The organism is Streptomyces sp. NPDC001750 (assembly GCF_042892615.1).
In the GTDB taxonomy this organism is placed as follows: domain Bacteria; phylum Actinomycetota; class Actinomycetes; order Streptomycetales; family Streptomycetaceae; genus Streptomyces.
Genome location: NZ_JBIAUE010000011.1, coordinates 107,359 through 123,101, shown reverse-complemented (window position 1 = coordinate 123,101; position 15,743 = coordinate 107,359). Strand labels below are relative to the sequence as shown.

At 70.1% G+C, this 15,743-nt stretch carries 13 protein-coding genes; 5 read left to right on the top strand and 8 right to left on the bottom strand.

Annotated elements, in window-relative coordinates:
- Positions 1-1,164, bottom strand: coding sequence for an L-rhamnose isomerase (rhaI, locus tag ACFYY6_RS18995; RefSeq protein WP_388651842.1), 1,164 nt, complete (start codon positions 1,162-1,164; stop codon positions 1-3).
- 81 nt (positions 1,165-1,245) lie between these two features.
- On the opposite strand from rhaI, the gene ACFYY6_RS18990 reads away from it, so the two are divergent.
- The 3 genes from ACFYY6_RS18990 to ACFYY6_RS18980 all read left to right on the top strand — a co-directional run bounded on the left by ACFYY6_RS18990 (position 1,246) and on the right by ACFYY6_RS18980 (position 6,750).
- Entirely contained in the window at positions 1,246-2,286 is a 1,041-nt protein-coding gene (locus ACFYY6_RS18990) for a LacI family DNA-binding transcriptional regulator (protein WP_351521856.1), read from the top strand.
- A gap of 734 nt (positions 2,287-3,020) precedes the next feature.
- Positions 3,021-4,361: an MFS transporter gene (locus ACFYY6_RS18985; protein ID WP_351624411.1), complete on the top strand. Its 1,341-nt coding sequence runs from the start codon at positions 3,021-3,023 to the stop codon at positions 4,359-4,361.
- Positions 4,362-4,419: 58 nt separating this feature from the next.
- Positions 4,420-6,750, top strand: a complete 2,331-nt coding sequence (locus tag ACFYY6_RS18980; RefSeq protein WP_389194261.1) for a family 78 glycoside hydrolase catalytic domain — start codon at positions 4,420-4,422, stop codon at positions 6,748-6,750.
- A gap of 38 nt (positions 6,751-6,788) precedes the next feature.
- Here the strand turns inward: ACFYY6_RS18980 and ACFYY6_RS18975 are convergent, their stop codons facing one another.
- The 5 genes from ACFYY6_RS18975 to ACFYY6_RS18955 all read right to left on the bottom strand — a co-directional run bounded on the left by ACFYY6_RS18975 (position 6,789) and on the right by ACFYY6_RS18955 (position 12,201).
- Entirely contained in the window at positions 6,789-7,277 is a 489-nt protein-coding gene (locus ACFYY6_RS18975; RefSeq protein WP_351521859.1) for a hypothetical protein, read from the bottom strand.
- A 57-nt stretch (positions 7,278-7,334) separates the two neighbouring features.
- Complete coding sequence (locus ACFYY6_RS18970; RefSeq protein ID WP_351521860.1) at positions 7,335-7,724, bottom strand: hypothetical protein; 390 nt, start codon at positions 7,722-7,724, stop codon at positions 7,335-7,337.
- Positions 7,725-8,360: 636 nt separating this feature from the next.
- Positions 8,361-9,719 carry an MFS transporter gene (locus ACFYY6_RS18965; protein WP_389194258.1) on the bottom strand — a complete coding sequence of 453 codons (1,359 nt, stop codon included), beginning with the start codon at positions 9,717-9,719 and terminating at the stop codon, positions 8,361-8,363.
- Positions 9,716-11,353, bottom strand: coding sequence for an AMP-binding protein (locus ACFYY6_RS18960; RefSeq protein WP_351521863.1), 1,638 nt, complete (start codon positions 11,351-11,353; stop codon positions 9,716-9,718). The genes ACFYY6_RS18965 and ACFYY6_RS18960 overlap by 4 nt, the downstream gene beginning before the upstream one ends.
- A 50-nt stretch (positions 11,354-11,403) precedes the next feature.
- Positions 11,404-12,201 (bottom strand): enoyl-CoA hydratase/isomerase family protein, encoded by a 798-nt coding sequence (locus tag ACFYY6_RS18955; RefSeq protein ID WP_386607797.1) that lies wholly within the window; start codon positions 12,199-12,201, stop codon positions 11,404-11,406.
- A 181-nt stretch (positions 12,202-12,382) separates the two neighbouring features.
- Here ACFYY6_RS18955 and ACFYY6_RS18950 point away from each other — a divergent pair, with 181 nt between their 5' ends.
- Positions 12,383-13,276, top strand: a complete 894-nt coding sequence (locus ACFYY6_RS18950) for a LysR family transcriptional regulator (RefSeq protein ID WP_389194255.1) — start codon at positions 12,383-12,385, stop codon at positions 13,274-13,276.
- Between the two features lie 425 nt (positions 13,277-13,701).
- The gene (locus ACFYY6_RS18945) at positions 13,702-14,268 is read left to right on the top strand and encodes a GNAT family N-acetyltransferase (RefSeq protein ID WP_351521869.1); all 567 of its coding nucleotides are present in this window, start codon (positions 13,702-13,704) and stop codon (positions 14,266-14,268) included.
- Between the two features lie 193 nt (positions 14,269-14,461).
- On the opposite strand, the gene ACFYY6_RS18940 is transcribed toward ACFYY6_RS18945, so the two are convergent.
- Both ACFYY6_RS18940 and ACFYY6_RS18935 read right to left on the bottom strand, forming a co-directional pair.
- Positions 14,462-14,923: a hypothetical protein gene (locus ACFYY6_RS18940; protein WP_351521870.1), complete on the bottom strand. Its 462-nt coding sequence runs from the start codon at positions 14,921-14,923 to the stop codon at positions 14,462-14,464.
- An 82-nt stretch (positions 14,924-15,005) separates the two neighbouring features.
- Positions 15,006-15,743, bottom strand: a complete 738-nt coding sequence (locus ACFYY6_RS18935) for a helix-turn-helix transcriptional regulator (RefSeq protein ID WP_389194251.1) — start codon at positions 15,741-15,743, stop codon at positions 15,006-15,008.

Here is a 15,743-nt window from a genome sequence, read left to right as displayed (position 1 = left end):
TCAGTTCCATCCTGCCTGGCGACCGCCGACCCGGTCCGCCTCGATCTGCTTCTGGTAGCCGGAGGCGAGGTAGGCCCGCATCGGGTCGGCCGGGAGACCGCGGGACTCGCGCCAGTCGGCGAGGTCACGTCGTACGTCGGTGTAGAACGCGTCGGTGAAGATTTCGTGGGCGAGCAGGACGTCGCCCGCGGTGCGCGCCGCGTCGAGTGCCCCGGTGTCGAGGAGCAGCGCACGGGCGGTCATTTCCTGCACGTTGAGCACGGACCGGATCTGTCCCGGAATCCGCTGCTCGATGTTGTGACACTGGTCGAGCATGAGCGCGACGTCCGAGCCGGGCCCGTAGCCGCCGCCCCGGACGACCTCGACGAGGATCCGGAACAGCTGGAAGGGATCGGCTGCGCCGACGATCAGGTCGTCGTCGGCGTAGAAGCGGCTGTTGAAGTCGAACGAGCCGAGCTTCCCGAGCCGCAGGAGCTGCGCGACGATGAACTCGATGTTCGTGCCCGGCGCGTGATGCCCGGTGTCGAGGCAGACCACCGCCCGCTCGCCGAGGGCGACGCAGTGTGCGTACGACGTGCCCCAGTCCGGCACGTCGGTGTGGTAGAAGGCCGGCTCGAAGAACTTGTACTCCAGCACCAGCCGCTGATCGCCGGAGAGCTGGGCGCAGATCTCCGCCAGCCCTTCGGCCAGCCATTCCTGGCGTGCCCGGATGTCCCCCTGGCCGGGATAGTTGGTGCCGTCGGCGAGCCAGATCTTGAGGTCGCGGGAGCCGGTCTCGTTCATCACCTCGATACAGGCGAGGTGATGGTCGACCGCCTTGCGGCGCACCTTCGGGTCGGAGTGGGTGAGACTGCCGAGCTTGAAGTCGTCGTCCTGGAAGGTGTTGCTGTTGATCGTGCCGAGCACGACGCCCTGTTCCTCGGCGTGGGCGCGAAGCGCGCCGAAGTCGTCGACCGTGTCCCACGGGATGTGCAGTGCCACCGTGGGGGCGAGTCCGGTGAACCGGTGGACGGTCGCGGCGTCGGCGATCTTCTCCTGCACGGTGCGTGGCGTGCCGGGGGCGCCGAAGACCTTGAAGCGGGTGCCGGAGTTTCCGAAGGCCCAGGAGGGAAGCTCGATCGCGAGCTGGGACAGGCGCGGTGTGACGTCGGCGAAATCGACCATGTCATCTTCCTTGCGAGAGGTTATGAATCGATTCAAACACGCCCCCTATACTGATCGCAAGCGTTTGGTCAGGAGGGGGTCGTGACGGTTTCTGCCGAATCGGTGCGCATCGGCGATGTCGCGCGCCATGCGGGCGTGTCCGTCGGGACGGTGTCGAACGTCCTCAACCGGCCGCACATCGTCGCCGAACGGACGCGGTCCCGTGTGGAGGACGCCATCCGTCAGCTCGGCTTCGTCCCCAACGCATCCGCCCGCCAGCTGCGCGAGGGCGCCTCCCGGACGGCGGGTGTCCTCGTCCTCGACATCGCGAACCCCTTCTTCACCGAGATGGCGCGCGGCGCCGAGGACCGGCTCGTCGAGGCCGGGCTCACCATGGTCCTCAGCAGTTCGGACGCCGACCCGGCACGTGAGCGCAGGATCCTCGAACAGTTCGCGCAGCAGCGCCTCCAGGGCGTGATGCTCACCCCGTCACGAGGCACCCGCGACAACCTCGGCATCCTCGTCGACCACGGCACCCGTGTCGTGCTCCTCGACCACCGGCCCAAGGGCCGGGACCTCGACGCCGTGGCGGGGGACGACGTGGAGGGGGCACGCGCCGCGGTGGAGCATCTGCTCGGCCTCGGGCACACGCGGATCGGCTTCATCAACGGCTCGCCCGACATCCAGCAGTGCCGCGACCGGCGCGCCGGCGCCCGAGCGGCGGTCGAGGCCGCGGGCGGCGACCCGGAATCGGACCTCGTCGAGGTGCGGATCGAGTCGCTCGACTCGTCCCGCGGCCACGAGGCCATGCGTGAACTCCTCGCGACGGATGTGACGGCCGTCTTCTGCGTCAACGACCTCGTCGCGCTCGGCGCACTGCGCCAGGCCCGCGAATCCGGCATCGCCGTTCCCGGACGGCTGTCCGTCGTCGGCTACGACGACGTGTCCTTCGCCGGTGAACTCGCCGTACCGCTCACATCGGTCCGGCAGCCGATGTACCGGATGGGCTGGGAGGCGGCCGGTCTCCTGCTCGGGTCGGGCAAGCCCAGGCAGGTGGTCTTTTCGCCCGAACTGGTCGTGCGCGAGTCCACGGCCGCGGTTTCCCGGGACCGCGGGCCGAGCGCGGACACGGAGTCCAGGTAGCCGGTCTCCACGATGCCCCTCCGTACAGCCTGAGGGTGCGGCCGACGACGTCCGGCCGGTGTCGGCGTGCCGGTGCGCGGAGGGGGCCTGTTCACGCGCGGTGTACGTGGGTGGCCGCGGGTTCCCGGCGTACGCGGACGGCTCTGGCCGGGCGGTGCGTGGGCAGGTCGGGCGTCAAGAGCCGGGCGGCGTGCGGCAGGGCGCGGCCCGGGTCCCGTCCCGGGCTGACGCTCATTTACCACGGCTCCGCTCGCAGTGCCATGGCTGCTGCTCGCGAATCGAAGGTGGTGGCTGCTTCTGGCCACCGGAGCGGGGCCGGGCATGTGGCCGTACCCTCGTCATCGCCCGGTGGCTTCGCTGCGTGCCCGCGCGCTCAACGGTGCTGACGATGTCTCCGGTGCGTCCCCCCGCCCACCGTCTCCACCGGGCGCGCCGCACCCCACTCGGCGGCGAGCGGCGTCGATCAACTCAAAGTCGCAGGTGAGAGCGGTGTGGGGCGGTCGATCGCGAGGTGCCTCGACGGAGAGCCCGTCGCCGTGCGGCCCAGGGGAGCGCAGCGGCGCCAGGCGTCGCAGATGGCCGGAGCGCCGGTTTAATCACGACAGCCCCGAGGTTCGCCGGCCCGGAGAAATGTGGCCGAAACCTCTTGTGGATCGATTCATAGGCTGTTTACCTTTCGATTGAGTCGATTCAATCTGCGGATTCGACCGTCAACAGTTCGAAGGGGAACCGTTATGGCCCTGCCAGTCGCCGGTACCGCAAAGATGCCCAACCCGTGGTGGGTGGGCATCGTCTCGGGGATGGCCTCGTACATCGACGCCGCAGCAATCGTGTCGAACGGCATCGCGCTTGTCATCTACCAGGACTCGATCGGCCTGAGCGGCAGCGAGTTCGGCTGGCTCTCGGGAGTCCTCACCTTCTGCATCGCGATCGGTGCCCTCGTCGGTGGCAGGCTGGGTGATGCCATCGGCCGTCGGACCGTCTTCACCGCGACGATGGCGATGATCGCCGTCGGCTCCGCACTGATGGTCTTCGGAACGGCCTTCCCGGTCCTGCTGGCGGGGGTCGTGCTCGTGGGTCTCGGCACGGGTGCCGACCTGCCGGTCTCGCTCGCCACGATCTCCGAGGCGGCGACCGACAAGAACCGGGGTGCGCTTCTGGGCCTGTCCAATCTGCTCTGGGGAGTCGGCATCCTCGCGACAACCCTCATCGCGTCCTTCGCCGGCCACCTCGGTCGGCTCGGCGGGCAGATCATGTATGGCCACATCGTCGTCGTCGCCCTGGTCCTCCTGCTGCTCCGGATCGGGATTCCCGAGTCGCCGTACTGGTTGAAGGCCCGTGACGAGCGCCACCGTGGGATCGGGACGAACCGTGCCGAGCGTGTGCACTTCACCGACCTGTTCAAGTCCCCCTATGCCAAGCCGTTCATCGCGCTGCTCGTCTTCTACTGTCTGACCAACCTCGCGGCCAGCACGGGCGGGATGTTCGGCACGTACATAGCGGTCAACGTCGTCGGGATCAGCGTCGAACTCAACTCGCGGCTCGGGCTGCTGACCTTCCCGCTCGGCCTCATCGGCGGCGCGCTGTTCATGAAGCTGGTCGGGACCCGCCATCGGATGACCCTCTTCGGGGCCGGCGCGGTCCTGTTCGTCTCCGCATACGCCATCCCCGCCGTCTTCGGGTTCAGCCTGACCACCCTCGTGCTGACGATGCTGCTCAGCATCGTCGGCGGCGCGCTCGCCTTCGAGGGGATCATGAAGGTCTGGACGCAGGAGTCGTTCCCGACGATGCTGCGGTCCACCGCCCAGGGCAGCATCATCGCGGCCTCCCGGGTCTTCGCCGCCACCCTGGCGGTGTTCACGCCGACGCTCGTCGAGTACAACCCGCGCCTGACCTACACCGGCCTGTTCGTCACCGTCGCCGTCGGCCTCGGGGTCGCCTGGCTCACCTTCCGGAACCAAGCGCGCAACGAGTTCGACACCGAGGGCGAGACCGACGCGGACCGCGCCGCAGACCCCGGCCGCGCCGCAGACCCCGGCCGCGCCGACCGGCCGGTCAGCCCGCCGTACGTCTGACCGGACCAGCCCGCTCCGCCCCGCGACCACGCCAGCACCCCGAACCGGAGTCACCACCGTGCTCGACACCGCCATGATGATCAGCGCCGGCAGCGACCGCGTCGCCGCAGTCGTCCTGCACCGGACCGTCACTCTCGACGGTCCCCGTGCGCAGGTGACCGAGGCCCGCCTGTGGGCGACGGCCCACGGCGTCTACGAGGCGCGCGTCGACGGACGTCCGGTCTCCGACTCCGTTCTCGACCCGGGCTGGACGTCCTACGAGTGGCGGTTGCAGGTTCAGGAGTTCGACGTGACCCCCCTTCTGCGCGGTACGGACGGCGCCGCGCGGAAGGGGGAGCGGTCCCCGGCCGCCGAAGACCGGGTCGATCTCTCGGTGCTCCTCGGCAACGGCTGGTGGCGCGGCGATCTCTGCTTCGAGGGCGCGAACGCCAACTACGGCGAGGACATCGGCTTCGTCGGCGAGCTCAGGATCACCTTCGCCGACGGGCACGTCCAGTCGGTTCCGACGGATTCCTCCTGGTCGGCGCGCACGAGCGAGATCGTCGAGAACAGCCTCTACAACGGGGAGCGGATCGACGCGCGGCTCCGCGGCACCGGTGAACCGCTCCGGGTCCGTGAAGTCGGCTTCGACCGCTCGACCCTCGTCCCGCAGGTCGGCCCGCTCGCGACGCGGCACGAGGTGCTGCGGCCGCAGCGGGTGTGGACCTCACCGCGGGGCAGGACCCTCGTCGACTTCGGCCAGAACCTCGTCGGCTGGATCCGACTGCGCGCCGAGGGTCCGGCCGGCACGGAAATCGTGGTCCGGCACGCCGAGGTCCTCGAGAACGACGAACTCGGCACCCGGCCGCTTCGTGCCGCCAGAGCCACCGACACCTTCGTGCTCTCCGGCGGCGCCGACGAGTTCGAACCGGCCCTCACGTTCCACGGGTTCCGCTACGCCGAGGTCACCGGACATCCGGGGGAGCTCGCACCGGACGCCATCGAGGCGGTCGTCGTCCACTCGGACATGGCACGTATCGGCACCTTCGCGTGCTCGCACGACCTCGTCAACCGGCTTGTCGAGAACTCGGTGTGGGGCCAGAGGGGCAACTTCCTCCATGTCCCGACCGACTGTCCGCAATGGGACGAGCGGCTCGGCTGGACCGGAGACATCGCCGCCTATGCCGCCACGGCGTCCTTCCAGTTCGACACGTCCGGCTTCCTCCACCGATGGCTGCTCGACCTCGCCGAGGAGACCCGTCACTCCGGAGCCGACGGCGTCCCGCACGTCGTTCCCGACGCACTCAAGCACGCGCACTTCCCTCGGGCGGAGATGTTCGACCGCTGGAACGGGCCCACCGCCGTCTGGGGCGACGCTGCGGTCTGGGTCCCCCAGGCGCTCTGGGAAGCCTATGGAGACCGCGAGCGGCTCGCGGCGCACTATCCGGGCATGGTGCTCCACCTGGAGTCGGTTCTTCCGCACATCTCGGAGAACGGCCTGTGGGACGGGGGATTCCAGTTCGGCGACTGGCTCGACCCGGACGCCCCGCCGCACGAGCCGTGGGCCGCCAAGGCCGACGCCGGCGTCGTCGCCACCGCGTGTCTCCACCGCTCGGCGTCCTTCGCCGCCGAGACCGCGCGCGTCATCGGCGAGGAGTCCGACGCCGCCCGCTGGGAGGAGCTGGCCCGCCGCACCAAGGAGGCGTTCCGGCGGTACTACGTCGAGGAGACCGGCCGCATCCGCTCCGACTGCGCGACGGTCTACGCCCTGGCGATCTGCTTCGGCCTGCTCGACGGCGGGGCCCGAGCGGCCGCCGGTGACCGGCTCGCCGAGGTCGTCCGCGAGCGGGACTACCTCGTCACCACGGGGTTCGTCGGCACACCCTTCGTCACCTGGGCCCTGTCCGGGACGGGCCATGTCGACGACGCCTACCGGCTCCTGCTGGAGACGGGATGTCCGTCCTGGCTGTATCCCGTGACGATGGGTGCGACGACGATCTGGGAGCGGTGGGATTCGATGCTCGCCGACGGTTCGATCAACCCGGGGGAGATGACGAGCTTCAACCACTACGCCCTCGGTGCCGTCGCCGACTGGCTCTACAAGGTCGTCGCCGGGATCCAGCCCGCCGCGCCGGGATACGCGCGCGTCCGTCTCGCCCCGACGCCCGGAGCCGGACTCGACTGGGCGGGCGGCAGCCTGGAGACGCCGCACGGCCGGGTCGAGTCCCACTGGCGCCGCGTGCGGGACGAGGTCGAGGTCCGTGTCGTGGTTCCGGACGGCGTCGAGGCCGAGGTGATCCTCCCGGACGGTTCCACGACGACCGTCGTCGGCGGGGAGCACTCCTTCCGCTCGGGGCAGGCACGGGCGAGCTCGCCGATGTCGCCGGTCCGGACGGTACGTTCGTCTTGACCACCGAAGCGAGATGCGCGAAGGAGGGAAAGCGGTGGTCAGGCAGCGGGCCGCACGGGACAGGCCGTCTCGGCGGCCAGGCGCCGCAGGGCGGCTTCGGCCAGCAGGACGAGGGAGAGCACCGCGATCGCGGGCTGCAGGGGCGCCCAGTAACTCAGCGCGCCCGAGGCCCCCAACAGGAGCAGGACCACCTTGTTGCAGACAGGGCAGCCGACGGCGAGGAAGGACAGCACCGCGCCGACCGAGCCGAGCGAACGCCCGGTTGCGTCGTCACGGGGCGAGCCGGGCCGGGCTCGCACATAGGTGGCGAAGACGACGGCCGACAGCACGCCGGTGAGGACGAGCACCGGGTAGTTCCACCACACCGGCGGCACCGAGCGGGAGAACAGCGGGGTCGGGATGAGGGCGGTGGGCACGCCCAGGACCAGGACGGCCACTGGCGTGGCCGCCGCCAGAGCGGCATATCGGCGTCGGGGCCAGCAGCGCAGGGCGGCCCACGCCGCACGGGGGGAGCGGGAGACAGACAACGAACGACTCTTCCGGTTGAACGGGGTGACAGGGACGCGCGGGAACAACGCGCGGGTCTATACCCGCCGTACGGAGAGTTCGGTGAGGTCGGGAGGAGACGGTCTCGGCCCGAGATACCGGACACCCGCGTGCCCGGGGCCCCGCACCGGAGATGTCATGTCATCGGCCTGCGCCGGCAGAGCACGTTCGAGCGGCGCACCGAACCGCAGGTGCTCCTGCTTCGGCTGAACCTTCTTCAGGCACGACGCCTTTCCCGCGGAGACAGGTGCGTCGTGACTGGCGTCGTCCAGCGTCTCGTGACGCGGCGCCATGTGCGGGTCGGCGGCCGTCGAGGAAAGTGTCGCCCGGAACGCGGGCGGGGAGGCGGCCGTGGCGCAGAACAGCGCGGCCAGCAGCGTCAGCAGCGCGAGGGCGGCGCCCATGGCGCCGTGCCGCTTGCGATGCATCGCCGTTACCCCCGCCCCTCGGTCTCGACACCATAGCCCAGGTACCCCCGGGCGTATCGACGCCGGAACCAGGTGCGTCACCAGAGACGCACCGGAGAGCACATCCCCTGCGCCAGCGGAGGACCAAGTGCCCTATGACGGCCGGTAGGACTTCCGCATCGGTCCTGACCTCGCCTGGGTAGAGGCCGGCGATTCGTTGCATCGTCGGGCCGGATGGGCGGCCGGGCGGCCCGTGCTCCTCGCGGCCGCCCGCGGCGGTGCCTCGACCCGGGGCGGCCGGCCGACGGCCGCCGGGACGATTCCTCGCTCGGCCTGGAGTCTTGCGATCCCTTGCCGACGCCCAGCCCGAGGAGAAGGCGATCCCGCCAGTGCCGACCACGTGCAGGCCCCTCCACGCGGTCCGTAGGAAGGAGAGCTCTTCCAGTTCGGTGAAGCCGGTACTCGAGTCCCGTCATCAACGGCCCGTCGATGCCGTGGACCCGGTGACGCTCCCCGGTCACCAGCAGCAGGAGGGGAAGCCGTGCCGGCCCCGAAGGCCGGAGGCCGTCCACCACAGAGCCACGAAGCGGTGATGGGGGACCAGTGGCGGTCGTCCCGGCGCTCCCGGGACGGCCGCCACCGTTCGTCTGCGCGGCACTACTTTTCGAGCACGGTGGTGCGTGTCAGCGGCAGGTGCCGCGTCTCCCGGAAGGAGAAGAGCACCACCAGCGCGGACACCAGCCCCAGCCCCATCAGGTAGAAGCCGGGCGCCAGGGGAGTGCCGCCGAGGGACACCAGACCGGTTGCGACGAAGGGCGCGGTGCCGCCGAAGAGGACGTACGCGGCTGTGTAGCCGATGGCCGAACCGCTCGCCCGGAGCTGGCCGGGGAACATCTCGACCATCGCGGGCACATTGGAGGTACCGATCACTGCGACCAGCGCGGCCAGCAGCGCCGTGCCGACGATCGCGCCCGCCAGCCCCTCACCGATCAGCCAGAATGCGGGCAAGGTGGCCACGGTGAAGCCGCCGCACGCGATGAGCAGCATCGGCTTGCGGCCGAACCGGTCGCTGGCAGCGGCCATCAGCGGGCATGCCACGCTGTACACGAGCATCGCCACCATGCTGGTCAGCATGGCCTGCGACTTGGTGTACCCGACCTCTTCGGACATGTAGGCGATCATGTAGCTGCTCATCAGGTAATACCCGACGGCGTTGGTGATGCTGTAGCCGAAGAGCGTCATCACCTGGCGTCGGCAGACCCGCCATGCCTCGCGCAGCGGCGCCTTCTGCACCACGTCGTCCTTCTCCAGCGCCCGAAAGACCGGAGTGTCCTGGATACGGCTGCGCAGATACAGGCCGATGAGGCCGAGCGGCCCGGCGAGCAGGAACGGAACGCGCCAGCCCCAGCTGTTCAGCGCCGCTTCGTCGAGCAAGGAGGTGATCAGCAGGCCGGTCGACGCACCGGCGACGGAGGCGAGTCCGACGGTGAGCGGCACCACGCTGGCATAGCGGGCCCTGCGCCCCTCGGGGGCGTACTCCATGATGAACGCCGAGGCCCCCGTGTACTCGCCACCCGTGGAGAAGCCCTGCATGGCCCTCAGCAGGAAGAGCAGGACCGGGGCTGCGATGCCGAGCGTCGCGTAGCTGGGCAGCAGACCGATCAGCAGGGTCGAACCGCTCATGCACAGCACGCTCAGAGCGAGCATGCGGTTGCGCCCGATGCGGTCGCCGTAGCGCCCGAAGAACGCGGCGCCGAGAGGGCGGGCGATGAAGCCGCCGGCGAAGACGGCCCAGGTGGCGAGGAGCGCCGCGGTCTTGTCGTACTGGGGGAAGAAGAGCCCGGCGATGGTCGCGGACATGATGGCGTACGCCCCCGAGTCGAACCACTCCACGAAGTTGCCGATGGCCGTCGCCGTGGCCACCTTGCGGCGTACGCCCGGGGTGACGGCGGTTTCGGGCTCCACGGGTCTCGCCGCCTGGGGTGCGGACACCGCAGCACTGGTGTCGGTCGTCATGTCCGTCCGTCCTTCCGGGATGGTGCCGCGACGTCGGGCCCGGCGGGGCTCAGGTCTCGGGCGCGAAGAGCAGCTCGCTGGATCTTTCCGGTGGCCGATCGAGGCAGTTCTTCGACGAACTCGATCAGGCGCGGATAGGCGAAACGGGAGTGGGCGGCGCGGGCGAAGCGGGTGATGGCCTGTGCCAGGGCCTCGTCCGGCTCGTAGCCGGGGTTGAGCTCGATCCAGGCCTTGACGGCCTGCCCACGAACCGGGTCGGGGACGCCGACCACTCCGGCGTCGGCGACCGCGGGGTGACCGCGCAGCACGGCCTCCACTTCGTACGGCCCCACACGGTAGCCGGACGTCTTGATGACGTCGTCGGTCCGGCCGAGGAACCAGAAGTACCCGTCCTCGTCCATGACGGCCTGGTCCTTCGTGCGGTACCACGTGCCCCCGAACGACTCGGCCGATGCCTCGGGGCGATTCCAGTAGCCCAGCGGGAACTGCGGGTTGGATCCGGCGCGCAAACAGATCTCGCCGGGCTGTCCGACCGGCACCTCGTGGTCGTCGGCGTCCAGCAGCGCCACGTCCCAGCCGGGAAGAGGGCGGCCCATCGAACCGGGCTTGACCGGCACACCGGGGAAATTGCCGAGCAGCGGATACGACTCCGTGGACCCGTAGTAGTCCAGCAGGGTGACGTCGAACTGAGCACGGAACCACTCGATGAGGTCCGGGGTGAGCGGCTCGTTCGAAGAGCACACCACCCGCAGCGACTGGGGATGACGACTGCCCGCATCCGGGACGTCCTGCATCATTTTACGGAGGAATGTTGGGTTGACCAGGGCCGTTGTCACCTTGTTACGGGACATGGCCGCCAGCAGCCCGGCGGGGTCGAAGCCGCCGGCCGGCCGGTACACGAGGTGCACGGCGCCCGCGCGGAGGGGGCCCATCAATTTGGCCATGGACCAGGCCCAGTCACCGGCTCCGTAGAACACGTCGCCCGGTCGCAGATCGTGGCAGTACCGGAATTCGTTGTGCCCGAGCAGGGTGCGGTGGGCATGCACAATGCCCTTGGCGGCACCTGTGGTGCCCGAGGTGTAGAAGATCAGCGCCGGGTCGTCCGGGGCGGTGTCGGCCGTGGTGTACACCGGGGGCATCGCGCTGACGGCCGGGTCGTCGACGTCCACGACTGTGCCACTGAAACCGGCGGCGCGGTCGACGGCGGAGGTCTCGGTGACCAGAACGGTGGCGCCGGAATCGGCCAGCCGGTAGCGAATGGGATCGTCGGCCCACAGCAACGACATCGTCACCAGGACGGCGCCGGTGCGCAGCACGCCGAGGTACGTCGCCGGGGTGTCGGGGCGCTGGGGGAGCAGCACTGCCACCCGGTCGCCCTTGCGTACCCCGAGTGCGTGCAGATGGGCGGCGATCTGCCGGGAGCGGTCCTGGATCTGCTGCCAGACGACCTCTTCGCGGTGACCGGTGTGGTCCTCGAAGACGAGCGCGAGCCGGTCGCCAGGATGGCGGTCGGCGACGTCGGCGGCCATGTTGTAGCGGTCGGGGACGGTCCACCGGTGCTCTTCGATGAGACGGCGGTAGGCACTCTCGCCGTCGAGGGCCGCGCCGGTGTGCGGCGTGACGCTGGTGGTCATTGAGGGTTTCTCTCCTGAGGACGAGGGGGCGGGGCGCGGATGCGGCGGACTCAGCGGCGGCGGCCGGCCAGGAAGCGGGCCATCTCGCGCTGGGGCTCGCCCGTGGCATACGCGGCGGTGTGCACCTTCTTGGCTGTCTCGATCGCGTCGTCGAGGTCCGCGTCGTCCAGTTCGCGCAGCCGCCCCTTCGTGAGCGCGACGGCGCCGGGCGGGAGTTCGGCCAGGCGGGCTGCCTCGGCCAGTGCTTCCGACTTGACCTCGTCCTGTGCGACGAGGCGTGTGAGGAGACCGAGCCGCTCGGCCTCGGTGCCGTCGACGAGGCGGCCACCGAGCGCGAACTCGGCGGTCTTCGCCCGGCCGAGGATGCCCCGCATCGCCCAGATGCCGGTGATGCTGGGGATGCCGGACAGCACTTCCGGCTGCCCCATCCGGACCGCGGCGTGGCCGATGCGGAAGTCGGCGAGCAGCGCGAACTGGAAGCCCGAGCCCGCCGCGACGCCGTTGACGGCGGCGACGACCGGCTTGTCCAGGCTGCGTACGACGCGGAAGAGTCGGCCGAAGTCGTCGATCCATGCCTCGGCGGCCGCGTGGTCGTCGGGATCGATCGCCGCGGTCTCGGCGAGGTCCTGACCGGCGCAGAACGCGCGGCCGGCGCCGGTGAGAACAACCGCGCGGCACCGCTCGTCCGCCCCCAGCGCGTCGAGTGCCGCGACCAGTTGGCTCCGCATCCCGCCGGTCCAGGCGTTGAGCTTGTCGGGGCGGTTGAGGGTGACCTCGGCGACGTAGACATCGGCGGTCGTGGCCGCCACCGGGTGCCGGGTGACGACGACGGTGCTCTTCTCGGTCATGAGGGCATGCCTTTCTCGGGATGGGCAGGGGGAAAGGAGGTGAGGGAGCCGAACGGAAGCGGAGTTACGGGCGGATGTCCGTGAGCGGGCGCTCCGTGAGCAGTCATGCAAACAGGCGGGGATGTGAGCTGGCCAACACCAATCGGGACTGGCCGTGATATCGGAGCGATATGGTCCGCTCATGGAGCTCCGCCACCTGCGCTACTTCGCCGTCCTTGCCGAGGAACTGCATTTCGGCCGTGCGGCGGAACGCCTGCACATGGCCCAGCCGCCTCTGTCGCAGCGCATCCGCGACCTGGAGCGCGAACTCGGGGTACGGCTCTTCGACCGGACGCGGCACCGCGTCCAGCTGACCGAGGCCGGGGCACTGCTCCTCGAGCATGTGCGGCCGGTACTCGCCGGGGTGGACACCGCGCGCGAGGCGATGCGCAGGATCCGGCCCGGCGAGGCAGGCGTGCTGCGGGTCGGCGTGCCGCCGGACACCGGCCCGACGGTGCTGCGGAATCTCACCGTCGGCTTCGCCGACCGGGTGCCCGATGTGCTGCTCGATCTCCACGAGCTCACCACGGACGAGCAGTTGGCCCGGCTGCGCGAGGGCGAACTGGACGCGGGGGTGGTCCGGCACCCGTCGGACACGGTGGGTCTGGAGTCGGGTCCCGTGGTGCGGCGCGAACTGGGCGTCGTGCTGCGGTCGGACCATGCCGCGGCGGCGGGCGGAGGTGCGGTCCGGCTGAGGGACCTCGACGGGACGCCACTGGTGATCTTCCCGCGTGCGATGGCGCCGCGCCTCTACGACCACATGCTCACCATCTGCCGGGACGAGGGATTCCTGCCCGGATCGATCAGACACGCGCGCAACCCTCACTTCGTCCACGGGCTGGTACTCGCGGGTCGTGGCGTCCACCTCAACGAGGCCCCGGTCACCCCGCTCATCGACGGTCTGGTGTGGCGCCCGCTGGAGGGGGCGCCGCTTGCGTGGCTGACCTCGGTGGTCTGGGTGCCGAGCCGGGACAACGAAGCGATCGCGTCGTTCGCCGAAGCGGTCTCGGAAAGCCTTTCCAGAGCCGACGGCTGAGCGGCCCGTCGCGCGGGGACGGGGGGCACCGGCCGCGTCGAGGAGGAAGCCGCCGAGCGTCGCTCCGAGGGAGGAAGCCGTCAGGAGCACGGCGCTGCGCGTCGGGCAGCGGCTTGCGGCCTGGGTGCCGCATCCGGCGTTCCGTGGTCGGCAGCAGCGGATCGATCCGCTCCCACAGGCCGTCCGACACGCACGGACAAGTCATCACGGCCTCGACAACGCCCAACTCGCCCCACTGCTATGGCGACCGGGGAGCGATCAACTCATGGTGCCGGCCGTCGCAAAGCCCGAGGCCGGCAAATTGAGGTTGCGCGGCTGGTGGCAGGGGTCTAGAACGGCCTGGTTGACCAAGACGAATCGTTGGGAGCTTCGCGGTCCGGTCACTCGGGCGACGAGGTGGCCCTCGGGGGAGATGCACCGGATCCATGACCACGCTCTCGCTGCCCTTCAGCACCGAACGGCTCCTTTTGCGCCCGTTCACGCCGGACGACCTCGATGACTTGTACGCGTACCAGGGCCTCCCCGAAGTCGCCCGCTACCTCTACCGGCAGCCGCTCACCCGCGAACAGTGCGCGCAGAGCCTGACGCGGCGCGCGGCCGGCACGGCGTGGGCCGAGGACGGCGACGACCTCGTGGTCGCGGTCTGCCCGGCCGACGAGGCAAAGGTCGTCGGCGAGGTTGTCCTGAAGCTCACGAGCGCTCGGGCGCGCCAGGTCGAGATCGGCTGGATCTTCAACCCGGCGTACGGCGGCCGGGGTTACGCAACTGAGGCGGCGCGTGCGACCGCCGCGCTGGCCTTCGCCGAGTTGGGCGTCCACCGGCTCTTCGCCCGCATCGACGTACTCAACACCGGGTCGGTGCGCGTGTGCGAGCGTCTCGGCATGCGCCAGGAGGCGCACCTCGTCGAGAACGACCTCGACAACGAACGCTGGGGCAGCGAGTACGTCTACGCGATGCTCGCCCGGGAGTGGGAGGCCGATCGGGCTCGATAGGAGGTCCGGGCGGTGCTGCTTCAGGGGCTTGGTCATGGGGCGGCCGTTCCACGCAGCTGGTTCTGGCGGACCACCCGACGGGAGAGCCGAGCCCCGGGCGCGCACATGGTGCAGAGACGAGATCCTTCACGCCCCCGGCCCGTGCGGAAGAGGTTTCACGCCGGGCTGCGGCAGCACGACGGACGCATCCGGCTCAGTGTCCCCGGGCGCCGGGCCCGGAGGTGATCCGGTCCCGGTCCGCGCGGTAGGGCGACCCGAGGGCGGCGCGGGCCGTCGTCGCGCTTCCGCCCAGCCAGGCAAGAAAGGCGACGATGAAGAGGCCCTCGACGGTCAAGGACAGAGCGCCGTACGGCGGCTCCCAGCCGGCCTCGTGGTAGCCGTCCGGCAAGCCGATGGTGCGTGACAGCAGAAAGCCGACGATCATGCCGAGACTCACCGCGGCTCCGGTCAGCCAGGCGAGCACGGGGCGCTTCGAGATCAGTAGTGCCGTCGCCACGACGAGCATGACCGCACTGCCGACGGCGAACAGGACTCCGATGTAGAACTTCTCCTCAAGATGATCAGCGACGAGGAGGCCGTGCAGCACCGTGTTGCCGACGGCGCAGCACGCTCCCAGCCCTCTCAGGGTGGCTTGGGCAGGATAAGCGGAGTTCATCACGACTCCAGCTGTTCACTTGCGCGGGCCGGATGGCCGGGCGCGCCGACAGTTGGGAATCGAACCGAGGCGGAGCGTCGACTCACCGCTCGCAGGCCGTACCTCTGTGTGGACTGTCTCCAGTCGTGTACTCGCCGCGCAGTTCGACGCAGCACGAGCCGGGCCGCGGAGCGAGCACGGCCGTGGTCCTGTCGCTTCCGAGGCCGTGCAGGTAACCGGCCAGGAAAGCCTGATTGACGGCGCAGACCAGGTCGGGAGCCTTGGCCGCCAAGGGGTGGAAGGGGCAGTTGCGCAGCCGTAGCAACGTGGGCGCGGCGCGCTCGGGCTCGAAACCGAAGTCTGCGAGTGTTTCGGCGGCGATACTCAGTCCCCGCTCCGCGCCGAGCCGTCCGGGACGTACCTGCTCGCGTTCGGCCTCGCCCAGGGCCTGTCCGCGCTGGTGCGCCACCCGAAGCGCGGCCTCACGGGCCGACTCGTCTTCTGCCTCGGTCAGGACGGCTTCGGTGAGGACGTCGGCCAGCATGCCGTAGCGCCGTTCGGGGATGGTCACCGCGATCGCCTCGGTCACCAGCTCGTACACCTTGGGCCGACGGCCGACCTTGCGGATCCCCGCGGAGGCTTCATAGCGGGTTTGGAGCAGACCTGCCGCCACCAGCTTGTCGAGGTGGAAGGCGGCCAGCTTGCGCGATATCCCGAGGCTGTTGGCCACCTCCTCGCGGGTGACCGGCAGCCGCGCCTGCCGTATGAGCTCGAACATACGGAGTCGGGTGGCGTCGCCGAGTGCTGCCAGGGCGGACAGCGAGGCGTGGTCGAGTCCCAC